The sequence below is a fragment of the Rhodoferax aquaticus genome, from assembly GCF_006974105.1.
GTDB lineage: Bacteria > Pseudomonadota > Gammaproteobacteria > Burkholderiales > Burkholderiaceae_C > Allorhodoferax > Allorhodoferax aquaticus_A.
The window spans coordinates 923,801-938,769 of sequence record NZ_CP036282.1; the positions used below are offsets into that span (position 1 = coordinate 923,801).

Here is a 14,969-nt window from a genome sequence, read left to right on the forward strand (position 1 = left end):
GTGCGGGCGGACGCCGATTTCTGGTACCCCAGCATGAGGTGGCCGCCCGCACTGCCCTCGAAGCTGCGAGCACCAACACTGTGAAAACAAGCAGGAGACAAAGCATGGTCGACAAAGTAGTAGCCACCCCCGCCGCCCTAGAGCTGGTGGCCTTCCTCAAAACCAAACACGGCCCTGAGCTCATGTTCCACCAAAGCGGTGGCTGCTGCGACAACAGCGCCGCCAACTGCTACCTTCCCGGCGAGATCACCATGGGTGCGGGCGACGTGTACCTAGGCGACATTGGCGGCAGCCCGTTTTACATTGGCAAAGCACAGTACGAATACTGGCGCCACACCCAACTGATCATCGACGTCATCGAAGGCCACGGCGGCACTTTCTCGCTGGAAGGGCCCGAGGGCAAGGCCTTTCACACCCGCTCGCGCGTGTTTACGCCAGAAGAAATGGCCGAACTGGATGCGCAAGACCAGCAGGCCGCTGACAAGTAGATTGAGGAAAAGTGGCACTAGCGCTCGTGAAATAAGCGGAAGTAGCTATTGTTTTTGTAGTGCTTGAGGGCGGCGCTACATCGGTGCATTGTCAAGGCTTGGCTCGTTTGCGGCCGGTGTTCTGTTGAGGTTCTGACTGTATCGCGCAGCCTACCTGCGACCCTGGTGCCAGCAAAATAGCGCTTGACTTAGAGTTATCTCTAACTTTTACGATCGCGCCCTGTGACACCTACTTCCATTCCCTGCACCCCATCAATCCCATCCACCGATAGGACAGATGCATCCACCCTGACGATCAGCGAACTCGCTGAGCGCGCAGGGCTCAGCACCTACACCTTGCGTTTTTACGAGAAGGCGGGTGTGCTGAGTCCCACGCCACGGGCCACCAATGGGCACAGGCGTTACTTGGATGCTGATGTGCGTTGGTTGGCGTTTGTGATGCGTCTCAAAGCAACCGGCATGCCTTTGGCCGAGATCAAACGTTACGCCCAGCTGCGGGCTCAGGGCGATGGCACTGTGGCGCCGCGCCTGGACATGCTGCTTGAGCACCGAGAGACCTTGGTCCGAAAGCTGCAAGAACTGCAAGACAACATGGCTGCTTTGGATGACAAAGTAACCATTTACCAAGCTATGCTGCAGCAAGCGCCAAGTGTTCCAAAACGGACAGAAAAACCGACCAGAAAGTCGGCGAAGGCATAGCAAACGGAGAGGGGGGCTGGTGTCACATTCCATCCACCTTGATTGAGAAAACTCCATGCATTCCACAGCTTCTATTTCTTTTGCAGCCGCAATGGCTCCAACCCACAGCCCCGCATCGGAAGACAGCGCGCGCTACACCCGTGGCCTGGCCAAGCTGCGCGAGATCGACGGTGATGCCGGGCAGCGTGTCATTGACGCCTTGGCGCCTATCGCCCCCGACTTTGCGCGCTATTTGATTGAATTTCCGTTTGGCGACATTTACACACGCCCAGAGCTAGACCTGAAATCGCGCGAGATTGCTACGGTGGCCGCACTCACGGCATTGGGCAATGCGGCCCCTCAGCTCAAGGTGCATGTGCATGGGGCTTTGAACGTGGGTTGCAGCCGACAAGAGGTGGTGGAAATCATGATGCAAATGGCCGTGTATGCGGGGTTCCCGGCTGCACTCAACGGACTGTTTGCCGCGCAAGAGGTGTTTGCCCAGCGGGACGCACCCCCAGTCGCGCAAACGCCTTAGCCCACGCCTAAGTCGGATAGGTGATCGGGTACTGCTGACTGCGCATCGGCCTGCGCTTGCGCATGCCGCCAATGGGCCAAAAAACCGTCCGCGTTGAGGGGCTCGCCGTAAAAGAAACCTTGCAATTCGCCGGCCCCTGCTTGCCTTAAGAATGCGATTTGTGCCGGTGTTTCTACCCCTTCAGCGACGGTGGTCAAGCCGAGGTTTTTGGCAAGACCAATCACCGCTTGGATGATGGACTCGTCGCCCGCATTCTCCCCAATGCCAGCAACAAATGAGCGGTCTATCTTGAGGGTTTGGATCGGCAGCAACTTGAGGTAGGCAAGGGAGGAGTAACCCGTGCCAAAGTCGTCTACTGACAAGCGCACGCCCATGTTGTGCAAGGCCTGCAGCACGGCGATGGCGTTGCCTACTCGCATGATGACGGACTCAGTAATCTCCAGCTCCAAGCCATCGGCGGGTAAGCCGGACTCGGCCAAGGCCGATTGCACGACGGCCACAAAGTCAGGCCGCTCTAGCTGGCGTACGGACACGTTGACCGAGATGCTGGGCACTTGTGCCCCCATAGTGCGCCATGCCATCAGTTGGTGGCAAGCGGTGCGCAGCACCCATTCCCCGAGGTCGACAATGATGCCGGTTTCTTCCGCCACGGGAATGAACTTGGTAGGGGCAACCACCCCCAGTTGCGCGCTACTCCAGCGCGCCAAGGCCTCTGCACCACATGGGCGAATGACGCTACCGACTGACATCTTGATTTGGTAGTTGAGCTTGAGGCCATGGTTCACCACAGCCTCGTGGAGCAGCCGCTCCAAGAGCACACGGTCTAACGCGAACTGGGTCATCTCCGGGGCGTAAAAATGGTAGCCATTGCGCCCTAGTTTTTTGGCCTGGTACATCGCCGTGTCCGCAGCGCGTAGCAGGTTGTTGGTGTCCATCCCATCGGCTGGGTACAGGCTGATGCCAATACTCGCGGAGATCCGTATTTCATGGAGGTGCAGATGAAAGGACTCGCCCAGGTGGCGTATGAGTTTGTCAGCGACTCTGCTGGCATCTTGGGGACCCTCCAGCTGCTCCAAGATGCATACAAACTCGTCTCCCCCCAATCGGGCCAAAAGGTCCTCATTGCGCAACTGGCCGCGCAGACGTTCGGTGACCTGAACCAGCAGTTCATCGCCTACTGCATGGCCTAAGGTGTCATTGACTTCCTTGAAGCGGTCCAAGTCAATGAACAAGACCGCGAGCCGCGCATTGCTGCGCTCTGCTTTGCCGATACTGCGCCCCAAATGTTCGGCAAACATCAGGCGGTTGGGCAAGCCTGTGAGAGGGTCGTGGTAGGCCAAATGGTCCAGCTTTTGCTCGGCGGTTTGGCGTTCGTGGATTTCGGCTTGCAACTTGCGGTTGGCCTTGTCAAGTTCTTCGGTGCGCGCCGCCACCCGTGCGTCGAGTGCATTGTTCGCACGCTCCAGTTCAGCCGAGTGCCGAACCAGCACCTTTTGCGCTGCCCGCACCACAGCCAGCTGGATCAAATACATCACAGCAAACAAGAGCAGGGCCAAGCCGCCGACTTGGAAAAGGCGTCTGTCCACCTGGGCCATAAAGGGCGACACGTCTTGGTACACCTCCATCACGCCCACCACGGACTCTCCGTCGCGGATGGGGATGTAACTGGACAACAAATCTACGTCGGGGCGGGTGCCTTCAAAGCTGTAGATCTCGTTTCTGTGGGTGAGCGTGCTGACTGATTTGCCGGACATGGCACCTTGGAATCCGGGGTTTTCGCGTCTGTCTTCCCCCACTTGGTTGGGATCTGACGAAAAAACGGTGAAGCCACGTTGGTTGTACAGCTTGATCTTGACGATGTTGGAGTTGCGCATCATCGTGCGCACCCTCTCGGGCAAGGCGCGCTCTTGGGCCTCGTCGCGCATTTGCTTGGGGGTGCGTGCCTTCTCCTGCAGCACAAACTCAGAAAAATGGGGCCACAGCTGGTTGAGAAAGACTTGGCTGATGGCTTCGTTGTGGGCTTGTGCGATGGTGCTCAAATGGGCGGTGGCACTGTGCCGCGCAAAGAACGCCAAAACACTGCCTGCCACCACAACCAGCAACAGAGACATTACTGAAAAGTAGCGAGTTAGGCGAAAAACATGAAGCCCACCCATGAATGTTTGTCCCTCGTGTCTGCTCAAGGCAGGTGCTTGTGAAGCTACATTCAGTGTAAACGGCCTTTGTTACATTTGTTAATGCAAATTCCCTACTGACTCGGCTGGATTCATAATCTAGAAATGGATACCAAATGGTTAGAAGATTTTGTGAGTTTGGCGGAGACCCGCAGTTTCAGCCGTTCCGCCCAGCTTCGGCATGTGACGCAGCCCGCGTTTTCCCGCCGCATCCAGTCACTGGAGGCCTGGGCAGGTACTGACTTGGTGGACCGCAGCTCCTACCCCACCCGTCTCACTCCCGCCGGGCAAACCCTGTACGACCAGTCCTTGGAGGTGCTGCAAGCCTTGCAAAGCACCCGTGCCATGATGCGCGGCCACACGGCGGCTGGCCAAGACGTGATTGAGTTTGCCGTGCCCCACACGCTGGCATTCACTTTTTTTCCGGCCTGGGTGTCTGGCCTGCGCGAAGCTTTTGGCCCCATTAAAAGCAGGCTCATTGCCCTGAATGTGCATGACGCCGTGCTGCGTTTAGTGGAGGGTAGCTGCGATCTGCTGATTGCCTACCATCACCCGCACCAGCCTTACCAGTTGGACGCAGACCGCTATGAAATGGTGAGCTTGGGCGACGAAGTGGTGGCTCCCTACGTGAAACCCGATGCCGACGGCAACCCCATGTTTACTTTGCCGGGTAAAGCTGGGCAGCCCCTGCCCTACCTGGGCTATGCGCCCGGCGCGTACCTGGGGCAAATGGTGGATCTCATTCTCAAACAATCCAGCACCCCGATCCACTTTGACCGGGTGTATGAGACCGACATGGCCGAGGGCTTGAAAGCCATGGCACTGGAAGGGCACGGTATTGCCTTCTTGCCTTACAGCGCCGTTAAAAAAGACCTGAGGGCCAAAAAACTAGTGAGCGCGGCACCTGCCAGCATGACCGATATGGCGCTTACGATGGACATTCGTGCCTACCGCGAGCGGCCCTCGGTTAAGGAGCCAGGCAAGACTCTGGCGCCGTCCCACCGCGCGGTGGCGGTTTCTGGCCACGCCCCCAAAAGTACGGCCAAAGCCCTGTGGGATTACCTCTTGGCGCAAGCCAGGTCCAGCACCCCGCCATAGTCCATTGCCCTTGTGGGGCCCTGCATGGCATGCCGAATGTGCATAGACTGACCACGTGTTGGCGTGCTTGCAGCATGGGGGAGCCAATGACAGTTGAATGACGTTTTTGTGCCGAAGGAGTGAACATGACGCATGCCGGGACACCGCGAGGAGCCACCTTCACGGCGATGTTGGTTTTGTCCGCTTGGCTGCACCAAGCGCAAGCGCAAACCGTACTGGAGCGCATCGCCGCGGGGGGCAAACTGGTCATCGCTCACCGCGAGGTATCCATCCCGTTTTCTTACCTGGATGCCAACAAGAACCCCGTGGGTTACGCCATGGACCTGTGCGCCAAGCTTGCCGACGTGGTGCGTCAAAAAACCGGGGCTAAAAAGATGGAGGTGGAGTATGTGATGGTCGCCTCCAACGAGCGCTTGTCCACCATCGAAAAGGGAAAGGCTGACCTCGAGTGCGGCTCCACCACCAACAACGCCGAACGTCGCCAAACCGTGGCATTCACTATTCCCCACTTCATCACCGGGGCTCGGCTTTTGGTGCGCTCGGGTGACACGTATGAGCGCATCGAAGACTTGCAAGGCAAAACGCTGGTGTCGACCAAAGGCACTACGCCCTTGAAGGCGGCTGAGCAGGCCAACCGTGAGCGCTTGCTGCGTATCAATATCGTGGAGGCCGCTGACAATGCCCAAGCCATTGAAATGGTCGAGAAAGGCGATGCCGACGCCTTTGTGATGGACGATGTGCTGCTGTATGGGTTGGCCGCCAACCGCCCAAAAACCGGCAAACTCAAAGTAGTCGGCAAGTTTTTGACAACGGAGCCCCTGGCCATCATGTTGTCCAAAAACGACCCCGAGTTCAAAAAACTGGTGGACGAAGAAATGCGCCGCCTCATCGTCAGCAAAGAAATCATTCCTATCTACAACAAGTGGTTTTTGAAGCCCATTCCTCCCAAGTACACACCACTCAACATGCCGGTGAGCTATTTGCTCAAAGACTTCTGGAAATACCCCACCGACGTGGTCCCTTTTTAGTCGCAGCAAAGGCACAAAAGGGACAGCGCCCGATAGCAGGGTGTAAAGGGTTGCGCGGTTTTGGGACAATAGAGGGCATGACCACCTCCACCTCCACCATCACCCTGACCCGACCCGACGACTGGCATTTGCATGTGCGCGATGGCGATGCCTTAAACCTTGTGGTGCCCCACACCGCAGCCCAATTCGGCCGGGCCATCATCATGCCCAATCTGCGCCCCCCCGTAACCACGGCGGCAGCGGCCGTGGCCTACCGCCAGCGCATCCAAGCCGCAGTGTTGCCCGGCCAGCAGTTCGAGCCCTTGATGACGCTGTATCTCACCGACAACTTGCCTGCTGACGAAATCGCCCGCGCCAAAGACGCCGGTGTGGTCGCCGCCAAGTTGTACCCCGCGGGAGCCACCACCAACAGCGACGCTGGGGTGACCGACATTCGCAAGACCTACAAGACTCTAGAAGCCATGCAGCGCGCAGGCATGCTGCTCTTGGTGCACGGCGAGGTGACCTCCCCTGATATCGACCTTTTTGACCGCGAAGCCGTGTTCATCGACCAGCAGCTCATCCCACTGCGCCGCGACTTTCCTGAACTCAAAATTGTGTTTGAGCACATCACCACCTTGGAAGCCGCGCAGTATGTGCAAGAGGCGGACGCCTTTACTGCCGCCACACTCACCGCCCACCATTTGCTGTACAACCGCAATGCCATCTTTACCGGTGGCATTCGCCCGCACTACTACTGCTTGCCTGTGCTCAAACGCGAAACCCACCGCCAAGCCTTGGTGAAAGCCGCAACCAGCGGGTCGCCCAAGTTCTTCTTGGGCACCGACAGCGCTCCCCATGCATCGCATCTGAAAGAGCATGCCAGTGGTTGCGCAGGTTGCTACACGGCCCACGCCGCTATGGAGCTGTACGCCCACGCCTTTGACACCGCCGGCGCTTTGGACAAGCTTGAAGGTTTTGCGTCTTTTTATGGTGCAGACTTTTACGGCCTGCCCCGCAACCCAGGCACGATTACCTTGCGCCGCGAAAGCTGGACCCCTCCGGAGAGCTACCCCTATGCAGGCGCAGCGCTCAAGCCTTTGGCTGGCGGTGAAGCACTCACGTGGCGCATGGTTTAGAAGCCATTGACTGGGCCCAGCCTTGGCTGGAGCCCTGGGCACCGCTGGGCCAAGGCGTGGCGCAGCAGGTAGAGGCTGGCGCCAGTTGTGCGCAGGCGCTGAATGCTGCCGCGCATGCGCCCGTGCGCTTTGTGCCGCAGGCCGAGTTGCCAGCCGGCGTGGCGTATGAACAGCACATCTTTGACACCGGCTGTGTGCCTACGCGCGATGGCTTGCATGACTTTTTTAACGGCCTGTGTTGGATGCGCTTTCCCGCCACCAAGACGCGGCTGAACCAGTTGCAAGCGGCACAAATTGCGCACAGCGGCATCCAGCCGGTACGTGGCCCTGCGCGCGATGGACTCACCGTGTTCGATGAAAACGCAGCGTTCTTGCAGGCGCCAGATGCCTTGTGGGATGCCCTGTGCGCCAAAGACTGGCGTAGGGTGTTTGTAGCCCAGCGGGACTTGTGGCAAGAGGCCTACTTGGTGCTGTTTGGCCATGCGCTCTTGGAAAAGCTGGTTTGCCCGAGAAAACCCATCACAGCGCACGTGTATAGGGCACAGGCAGCTACCAACTTGATAGCAGATGTAGACGCTTGGATGGCGGCTGACCTTAGCGCAGAGAAACTGGCCAGCAAGCCGTTTGCCCACCTGCCGGTCTTGGGTGTGCCGGGCTGGTGGAGTGGCAACACGGACTCCGCTTTCTACGACGATCCCAGTGTGTTTCGCGCACCGCGTGCGGTGGCTTAGCGCTGGTGCTGCAAAGTCCATAAAACTTCCGGGGCCGAAGCCTCTGGCGGTCTTGAAACCCTTTGAAACGCCTTTACCATTAGGCACTGTGGCTCTTGCGAGGGCCAGTTTTTGGAGAAACCGATGAAACGTATTATTTTGTTCGTGATGACCAACTTGGCCATCGTGCTGGTGTTGGGCTTGGTGGCTAGTTTGCTGGGGGTCAACAAGTTCCTCACTGCCAACGGCCTGAACCTCACCGCATTGCTGGGCTTTGCCTTGATCATGGGCTTTGGGGGTGCATTCATATCCTTGTTGATCAGCAAGCCCATGGCCAAGTGGACCTCGGGTGTGCAAATTATTCAGCAGCCCCAAAATGCGGACGAAGCTTGGATTGTGGACACCGTGCGCAAGTTTGCAGACAAAGCCGGCATCGGTATGCCTGAAGTCGGTATTTTTGAGGGCGAGCCCAATGCGTTTGCCACCGGCGCGTTCAAAAACTCTGCCCTGGTAGCTGTCTCTACCGGTTTGTTGCGCGGCATGACCCGCGAAGAAATTGAAGCCGTCATTGGCCATGAGGTCGCCCACATTGCCAATGGCGACATGGTCACCATGACGCTGATTCAAGGCGTGATGAACACCTTTGTGGTGTTCTTGAGCCGGGTGATTGGTTACGCCGTGGACAGCTTCTTGAACAAGAACAACGAGAATCGCTCAGGCCCCGGCATTGGCTATTACGTGACCACCATTGTGCTGGACATCGTGCTGGGCTTTGTGGCGGCCATCATCGTGGCCTGGTTCTCGCGCCAGCGCGAATTCCGCGCTGACGCCGGTGCCGCGCAACTCATGGGCCGCAAGCAACCCATGGTGAACGCCTTGGCGCGCTTGGGCGGCATGGTGCCCGGTGAGTTGCCTAAGAGTGTGGCCGCCATGGGCATTGCCGGCGGCATTGGCCAGCTGTTTTCTACCCATCCACCGATTGAAGAGCGCATTGCTGCCTTGCAAAACACACAAGGTTGATTGGGCATAGCGCGCCTCGTTTGGTGCCGCGTTCTCCTGCAAAGCCCCATGCTTCGTGAGCATGGGGCTTTTTTTTGAGCGCCAAATAGGGGCAACGCAACGCAAAGTTGTGTAAAGTCATAGAGCAGCCGGGCCACGCGCAGTAGACTCGGCGCCTCTCCGACTTTTGACATGCCCTGCGCCCATGTTCACTCCTAAAACGTTCTTTCCTCGGCAGGTGGTCGAGGCCGGTGGCAACCGTTGGGACTGGGCACTTCTACCCTTGGTGTTGGCGGTCATCGTGGTGCTGTGTTTTGGCGCTCGCCAAATGGCCACACCCTATCAAATTGGCACGGAGTTGCCGATTTCGCTGGACATTGCCTACTTGCCGTACTACTTGCTCAGGACAACCCTGCGCATGTTTATGGCGATGGGCGCTTCCTTGGTCTTTAGTGTGGTGTTTGCGGTCTTAGCGACCAAGTACCCTGCGGCTGAGAAGTTTTTGGTCCCGGTGTTGGATATTTTGCAGTCCATTCCGATTTTGGGTTTTCTCTCCATCACGGTGACAGGGTTCATCGCCTTGTTCCCCGGCAGCTTGTTTGGGGTGGAGTGCGCGGCTATTTTTGCGATCTTTACCTCACAAGCGTGGAACATGGCATTTAGCCTGTACCAGTCCTTTAGAACCGTACCCGCTGAATTGGCGGAGGCATCCAAGGTGTTCCAGCTCTCCGGTTGGCAGCGGTTTTGGCGTTTGGACATGCCTTACGCCATGCCATCCTTGCTGTGGAACATGATGATGTCGATGTCTGGTGGTTGGTTTTTTGTGGTGGCGTCCGAGGCCATTTCGGTGTCCAACCAAAACATCAAACTACCGGGTGTGGGGTCATACATCGCCATGGCAATCGAGGCCAAAGACCTGGGCGCCATTGGCTTGGCAGTGGGCGCCATGTTGATTGGCGTGTTGCTCTATGACCAGCTGTTCTTTCGCCCGTTGTTGGCATGGGCCGATAAGTTTCGGTTTGAAGAAGTTGGGGGAGCGCAAAACCAGACCTCATGGCTGCTTACCTGGTTGCGCCGTACCGAGCGCTTGCAGTCAATAGGCGACCTGATTGCCGCTGGGCTCAACCGCAGTTTTGCCTTCTTTCGCAAACACCATGACGGCACCTCCATCAAAGCCAGGACCGCGGAGCCCTCGCAAACCATGGTGCGTATATGGGATGCGATCTTGGCGGCACTGATCATTTTTGCGTCTTGGCGTTTGGCTGTGTTCATCCACACCGAGGTCGGTTGGGCTGAGGTTGGGCATGTGTTTGTGCTGGGCTTTTACACCTTTATCCGTGTGATGGTCTTGATTGCCTTAGCGGCTTTGGTGTGGGTGCCTGTTGGTATCTGGATTGGCATGAACCCCAGCATTGCAGCACGGGTGCAAGCCATTGCGCAGTTCTTGGCGGCGTTTCCAGCCAACCTCATGTTTCCGGTGTTTGTGGTGGTGATTGTGAAGTTCCATCTCACACCGGACATTTGGCTCTCGCCGCTCATGATTTTTGGCACCCAGTGGTACTTGCTGTTCAACGTGATTGCAGGTGCATCGACCATTCCCACAGAGCTGCGCTTTGCTGCGCGGAACTTGGGTTTAAAAGGTTCTTTGCGCTGGCGGCGCTATCTGTTGCCAGCAGTGTTCCCCAGCTTTGTGACCGGGGCCATCACCGCCAGTGGCGGCTCGTGGAACGCCAGCATCGTGTCTGAATATGTGACTTGGGGTGACACCACGGTGCAAGCGCATGGCATTGGCAGCTACATCGCAGAAATGACGGCCGGCGGGGACTTTCCACGCATCGCCCTGGGTATTGGCGTGATGTGCGTGTACGTGATGTCGCTCAACCACTTTGTGTGGCGCAGGCTGTACCGTATGGCTGAAGACCGCATGCATTTCTAGGAAGCAAAAATTGAAACAAACCATTGTGGATCTGAAGGCCGTCGGCAAGTCCTTCAACTCAGCCGACGGTGCGCCGCGCACGGTGTTGGACAACGTCGATTTCACTTTGCGTGAGCGCGAGATCGTGGCGCTCTTAGGCCAGTCGGGTTCTGGCAAATCGACGCTTTTGCGCATCATGGCCGGCTTGGTGTCCGCAGATCGGGGTGATGTGTTGTACCGGGGGCAACCCCTGTATGGACCTGCGCGCGGCATCAGCATGGTGTTTCAGTCGTTTGCGCTGTTTCCATGGTTGACCGTGCAGCAAAACGTGGAAATTGGCCTAGAGGCACAAGGTGTGCCGCGCGCTGAGCGCGAAAAGCGGGCGGAAAAGGTCATTGACCTGATTGGCTTGTCCGGCTTTGAAGGCGCTTTGCCACGGGAGCTCTCAGGTGGCATGCGCCAGCGTGTGGGCATTGCGCGTGCGCTGGTAGTCGACCCCGATGTGCTGTTAATGGACGAAGCCTTCTCCGCCTTGGATGTGCTGACCGGCGAGCGTTTGCGTGACGATATTTTGGAGTTGTGGGAGGCGCAGCAAATCTCCACCAAAGCCATTTTGGTGGTGTCGCACAACATCCAAGAAGCCGTGATGATGGCGGACCGCGTGCTGATATTTGCCAGCGACCCTGGACGTGTGCGCTACGAGATGCGGGTGGACTTGCCCCGCCCGCGTGATGCCGATAGCGAGGGCGTGCGCACTTTGGTGGACGAGATCTATGCCGTCATGACGGCAGGGCGCTTGCGCAGTGGCAAAGCATCCGAGGAAGTGGAGCCTATGCGCTTGGATGCGCGCTTGCCGGATGCCGACATCGGCTTGATGGAGGGCTTGCTGGAGCGCCTCATGGACGACCCGTTCACCGGACATGCCGACTTGCCACAGCTGGCCGAAGAAACCGAACTCACTGATGAAGAGCTCCTGCCAGTGGCAGAGGCCTTGGCCTTGCTGGAGTTTGCTGAGTTGGAGAGTGGTGACTTGAACGTGACCGAGCTGGGCAAGAGCTATGTCGCCGCCGAAAACGATGCTCGGCAAGCCTTGTTTGCCAAGCAGTTGCTCAAGCGCATTCCGTTGGCAGCGCATATTCACCATAGCCTGCAACAAGAGCCTGCTGGCGAGATCAAAGAAGAGCACTTCTTGGCCATGTTGCGCGACAGCTTGGACCGCGAAGAGGCCGAGCGCGTGCTCAATGTCGCCATTGAGTGGGGCCGCTATGGCGAGGTCTATAGCTACAACTACAACACCGGCATGATTCAGCTGCCCGAGGTAGACGACGCCCCAACGTCATAAGGGCAAGAGCAAGAGAGCCGCCATGCGCCCACTGGTGGCGCATGTGCCTGATGGGTGTGTTACAACCCCAACCCCTTCTTGACGGATATTCACCATGGAATTTTCAACTTGGCTGGCGTTTTTTGCGGCGTCGTGGGCCATCAGTATTTCGCCGGGCGCAGGTGCCGTGGCCGCTATGAGCGCAGGGCTCAATCACGGCTTTCGCCGGGGCTACATCACCACCATGGGTTTGATTCTGGGTATCTGGACGCAAGTGCTGGTGGTGGGCGTGGGGCTGGGGGCCTTGGTTGCCGCTTCCGCCACGGCGTTTGCGCTGGTCAAGTGGTTGGGGGTGGCGTACTTGGTGTACTTAGGGATTGCCCAGTGGCGCGCACCTGCAACGCCCATGGTGGCGCAAGATGAGCCAGGCCCCACCCAAACTTGGCGCTCCATGGTGCTCAAGGGCTGGATGATCAATGCCGTCAACCCCAAAGGCACGGTGTTTTTGCTGGCCGTGGTGCCGCAGTTCATGGACCTCTCAAGGCCACTGCTGATGCAGTACGTGGTGATTGGCGCAACGATTGGATTTACCGACTTGGTCGTGATGGCCGGCTACACGGCATTGGCTGCGCGGGTGTTGGGGGCTTTGAAGTCGCCTGCCCACATTCGTTTGCTCAACCGCGTGTTTGGCAGTTTCTTTGTGGTGGCCGGCGGCTTGCTCGCACTCTTCAAGCGCGCAGATTGAACCGGTCTTGGCGCGCCGTATGTCCGACCGTTTTTTGTTTTGGGTGCCCACGCTGATCTGGGCCACCACTTGGCACACCATTCTTTACCAGTTGGGCGAAGTGTCTGTTTTGCATTCCGTGGCGCTGCGTTTCGGTTTGGCAAGCGCCATGTTGTTTTCTATAGCCCGCTGGCGTGGTGAGTCGCTGCGGGTGCCACCGCGCATGCATCTGTGGCTCATGCTGACGGGGGCGGTGCAGTATGGCTTTAACTACATGAGCACCTACCACTCCGAGCAGCATTTGGCTTCGGGCTTGGTGGCCGTGGTGTTTACGCTCATGATTTTTAGCAATGCCATGGCCGGGGCACTGTTCTTTGGGCAGCCGATGACCCGACGCTTCATGGCTTTTTCGGGTGTGGGCGTGTTCGGCATTGCCTTGATCTTTTGGCCCGATATTGCTGCGGCGCAGGCCAACACCGGCGTGTGGGTGGGCATGGCTTGGGCTTTGATGGCCATTAGTTTTGCCACAGTGGGCAACGTGCTGACGCTGCGCCTCACCCGGGGTGGGCTGTCTTTGGTGCCGGTGCTGGCGTGGAGCATGGGCTACGGCGCACTCACGCTGGTGCTGGTGGCCGCCGCCTCTGGCATTGCCTTTGTGGTGGACGCCCGATGGACCTACTGGGCGTCGCTGGTGTATTTGAGCGCCTTCGGTTCAGTCGCTGCGTTTTTGCTGTATTTCAAACTGGCGCAGCGCCAGGGCCCGGGCCGTGCAGCGCTCATGGGCATGGTGATTCCTGTGATCGCCTTGGTGGTATCTGCCCTGTTTGAGGGCTGGCGTCCCACTGCGGTGTCGGCAGCAGGCATTGCACTGTGTTTGGCCGGTCTGTGGGGCGCTACCCGGCCCGTGGTGGCCAAGCCTTAGGCGCTACTTCACCAGCTCGTTGAGCTGGATGATGGGCATGAGCACGGCCAGCACAATGAGCATGACCACCAAGCCCATCACCACAATGAGCAGGGGCTCCAAAACAGTGGCCAAGGCCATGGCACGCCGCTGCACCTCTGCGCGCAGTTGCTTAGCAGCACGCTCCAGCATGTCAGGCAATTTGCCTGTTTGTTCGCCTAAGCGGGCAAACATGCCCAGTAGCGGCGGAAAGCGTTGCTTGTGGCCCAAGGCACTGGCCAAGGGCGCACCTTCACGCACTAACACCAAAGCTTGCAATGCATCGTCACGCATGGCCTGGTTGGACAAGGTGTCGGCAGCCGCTTGCAGGGCTTTCAAAATCGGCACACCTGCGGCACTTAGCATGGCCAGCGTGCTGGCAAAGCGTGCTGCGTTGTATCCACGTGCCAAGCGACCCACTACCGGTAGTGTCAAGAAAAATGCGTCGTATTTGATGCGAAGTGCGTCTCTGGCCAGCGCCCAGCGTGCGCCTAAAGCTATTGAAACCATAGCGATTAGCAGCACCCAGCCATAGCCCCGCACCAAGTCGCTGATGCCCAGCATGATGCGTGTGAGCAAGGGCAGCGCTTGGTGCGAGCGTGCAAACACGGCCGTGACCTGGGGCACCACAAACGCCAGCAAAAACAGCACAATGACCAGCGCCACCACGCACACAATGGCCGGGTACAAGGCAGCGCCCAAGAGCTTGGCGCGCAGGTTTTGTTGCTCTTCCAAGTCGTCGGCCAAGCGGTCTAGCACCATCCCTAAGCTGCCGCTGTGTTCGCCAGCACCAATCACCGCGACAAACACATGGGAGAACTCCTGGGGGTGCTGGGCCATGGCTTTGGCCAAGGGCGAGCCTGCGTTCACCTCGGCGCGCAGCGTGGCCGTCACATCCCGCTGGGCAGGGTGTTCAGACTCGTCTGTGAGTGAAGTTAGTGCACGCTCTAGCGGCAAGCCTGCAGATACAAGGCCGGCAAGTTGGCGCGTCCAGATGGCCAGTTGGTTGGGGCTAAAAGCACGGCGTTTGCCCCATGCCCTCGCGCCAGTGCCCGTGCTTCCTGTTGCACCCGGCGCGCCGGCCAAAGCGTCCACCGCCAAAGGCACTAGTTTTTGCGCACGTAACAGACCACGGGCGGCCTTGGCCGAGTCGGCGTCTAGCACGCCTTTGCGGGTTTTGCCTTCGGGCGTGAGGGCTTCGTAAGCGTAGGCTGGCATAGGGCGCGAGAGAGGTGGGG

14 protein-coding genes are annotated in these 14,969 nt (G+C 58.4%); 12 read left to right on the forward strand and 2 right to left on the reverse strand.

What is annotated here, in order from left to right; genetic code table 11:
• Positions 1-104: 104 nt before the first annotated feature.
• From EXZ61_RS04375 to EXZ61_RS04385, 3 genes are all read left to right on the forward strand, one after another.
• Positions 105-488: a DUF779 domain-containing protein gene (locus EXZ61_RS04375; protein ID WP_142809390.1), complete on the forward strand. Its 384-nt coding sequence runs from the start codon at positions 105-107 to the stop codon at positions 486-488.
• A 222-nt stretch (positions 489-710) separates the two neighbouring features.
• Positions 711-1,187 carry a MerR family transcriptional regulator gene (locus tag EXZ61_RS04380; protein ID WP_237219086.1) on the forward strand — a complete coding sequence of 159 codons (477 nt, stop codon included), beginning with the start codon at positions 711-713 and terminating at the stop codon, positions 1,185-1,187.
• A gap of 91 nt (positions 1,188-1,278) precedes the next feature.
• Positions 1,279-1,704, forward strand: a complete 426-nt coding sequence (locus EXZ61_RS04385; protein WP_142809392.1) for a carboxymuconolactone decarboxylase family protein — start codon at positions 1,279-1,281, stop codon at positions 1,702-1,704.
• On the opposite strand, the gene EXZ61_RS04390 is transcribed toward EXZ61_RS04385, so the two are convergent.
• Entirely contained in the window at positions 1,701-3,815 is a 2,115-nt protein-coding gene (locus EXZ61_RS04390; RefSeq protein ID WP_168224698.1) for a putative bifunctional diguanylate cyclase/phosphodiesterase, read from the reverse strand. The genes EXZ61_RS04385 and EXZ61_RS04390 overlap by 4 nt on opposite strands.
• 168 nt (positions 3,816-3,983) lie before the next feature.
• Here EXZ61_RS04390 and EXZ61_RS04395 point away from each other — a divergent pair, with 168 nt between their 5' ends.
• The 9 genes from EXZ61_RS04395 to EXZ61_RS04435 all read left to right on the forward strand — a co-directional run bounded on the left by EXZ61_RS04395 (position 3,984) and on the right by EXZ61_RS04435 (position 13,713).
• Positions 3,984-4,976: a LysR substrate-binding domain-containing protein gene (locus EXZ61_RS04395; protein ID WP_142809396.1), complete on the forward strand. Its 993-nt coding sequence runs from the start codon at positions 3,984-3,986 to the stop codon at positions 4,974-4,976.
• Between the two features lie 167 nt (positions 4,977-5,143).
• A complete protein-coding gene (locus EXZ61_RS04400; protein ID WP_237219154.1) occupies positions 5,144-6,004 on the forward strand; it encodes an amino acid ABC transporter substrate-binding protein in 861 nt (286 codons plus the stop codon).
• A gap of 77 nt (positions 6,005-6,081) precedes the next feature.
• Positions 6,082-7,122 (forward strand): dihydroorotase, encoded by a 1,041-nt coding sequence (pyrC, locus tag EXZ61_RS04405; RefSeq protein ID WP_142809401.1) that lies wholly within the window; start codon positions 6,082-6,084, stop codon positions 7,120-7,122.
• The gene (locus tag EXZ61_RS04410; protein ID WP_237219087.1) at positions 7,107-7,853 is read left to right on the forward strand and encodes a DUF3025 domain-containing protein; all 747 of its coding nucleotides are present in this window, start codon (positions 7,107-7,109) and stop codon (positions 7,851-7,853) included. The genes pyrC and EXZ61_RS04410 overlap by 16 nt, the downstream gene beginning before the upstream one ends.
• A gap of 123 nt (positions 7,854-7,976) precedes the next feature.
• Complete coding sequence (htpX, locus tag EXZ61_RS04415) at positions 7,977-8,852, forward strand: protease HtpX (RefSeq protein WP_142809403.1); 876 nt, start codon at positions 7,977-7,979, stop codon at positions 8,850-8,852.
• A gap of 184 nt (positions 8,853-9,036) precedes the next feature.
• Entirely contained in the window at positions 9,037-10,767 is a 1,731-nt protein-coding gene (locus EXZ61_RS04420; protein ID WP_142809405.1) for an ABC transporter permease, read from the forward strand.
• 10 nt (positions 10,768-10,777) lie between these two features.
• Positions 10,778-12,088 (forward strand): ABC transporter ATP-binding protein, encoded by a 1,311-nt coding sequence (locus tag EXZ61_RS04425; protein WP_142809407.1) that lies wholly within the window; start codon positions 10,778-10,780, stop codon positions 12,086-12,088.
• A 94-nt stretch (positions 12,089-12,182) separates the two neighbouring features.
• On the forward strand, positions 12,183-12,812 hold the full coding sequence (locus EXZ61_RS04430; RefSeq protein ID WP_142809409.1) for a LysE family transporter: 630 nt from the start codon (positions 12,183-12,185) through the stop codon (positions 12,810-12,812).
• 19 nt (positions 12,813-12,831) lie between these two features.
• Entirely contained in the window at positions 12,832-13,713 is an 882-nt protein-coding gene (locus tag EXZ61_RS04435; RefSeq protein ID WP_142809411.1) for a DMT family transporter, read from the forward strand.
• A 3-nt stretch (positions 13,714-13,716) separates the two neighbouring features.
• On the opposite strand, the gene gspF is transcribed toward EXZ61_RS04435, so the two are convergent.
• The gene (gene gspF / locus EXZ61_RS04440) at positions 13,717-14,949 is read right to left on the reverse strand and encodes a type II secretion system inner membrane protein GspF (protein ID WP_142809413.1); all 1,233 of its coding nucleotides are present in this window, start codon (positions 14,947-14,949) and stop codon (positions 13,717-13,719) included.
• Between the last annotated feature and the right edge of the window lie 20 nt (positions 14,950-14,969).

Excerpts from the sequence above, each read along its gene's own strand:
- EXZ61_RS04375 (WP_142809390.1), top strand. The coding sequence starts at position 105 with ATGGTCGACAAAGTAGTAGCCACCCCCGCCGCCCTAGAGCTGGTGGCC.
- pyrC (WP_142809401.1), top strand. The coding sequence starts at position 6,082 with ATGACCACCTCCACCTCCACCATCACCCTGACCCGACCCGACGACTGG.
- EXZ61_RS04420 (WP_142809405.1), top strand. The coding sequence starts at position 9,037 with ATGTTCACTCCTAAAACGTTCTTTCCTCGGCAGGTGGTCGAGGCCGGT.
- EXZ61_RS04435 (WP_142809411.1), top strand. The coding sequence starts at position 12,832 with ATGTCCGACCGTTTTTTGTTTTGGGTGCCCACGCTGATCTGGGCCACC.
- htpX (WP_142809403.1), top strand. The coding sequence starts at position 7,977 with ATGAAACGTATTATTTTGTTCGTGATGACCAACTTGGCCATCGTGCTG.
- EXZ61_RS04385 (WP_142809392.1), top strand. The coding sequence starts at position 1,279 with ATGGCTCCAACCCACAGCCCCGCATCGGAAGACAGCGCGCGCTACACC.
- EXZ61_RS04395 (WP_142809396.1), top strand. The coding sequence starts at position 3,984 with ATGGATACCAAATGGTTAGAAGATTTTGTGAGTTTGGCGGAGACCCGC.
- EXZ61_RS04390 (WP_168224698.1), bottom strand. The coding sequence starts at position 3,815 with ATGTCTCTGTTGCTGGTTGTGGTGGCAGGCAGTGTTTTGGCGTTCTTT.
- EXZ61_RS04430 (WP_142809409.1), top strand. The coding sequence starts at position 12,183 with ATGGAATTTTCAACTTGGCTGGCGTTTTTTGCGGCGTCGTGGGCCATC.
- EXZ61_RS04400 (WP_237219154.1), top strand. The coding sequence starts at position 5,144 with ATGTTGGTTTTGTCCGCTTGGCTGCACCAAGCGCAAGCGCAAACCGTA.
- gspF (WP_142809413.1), bottom strand. The coding sequence starts at position 14,949 with ATGCCAGCCTACGCTTACGAAGCCCTCACGCCCGAAGGCAAAACCCGC.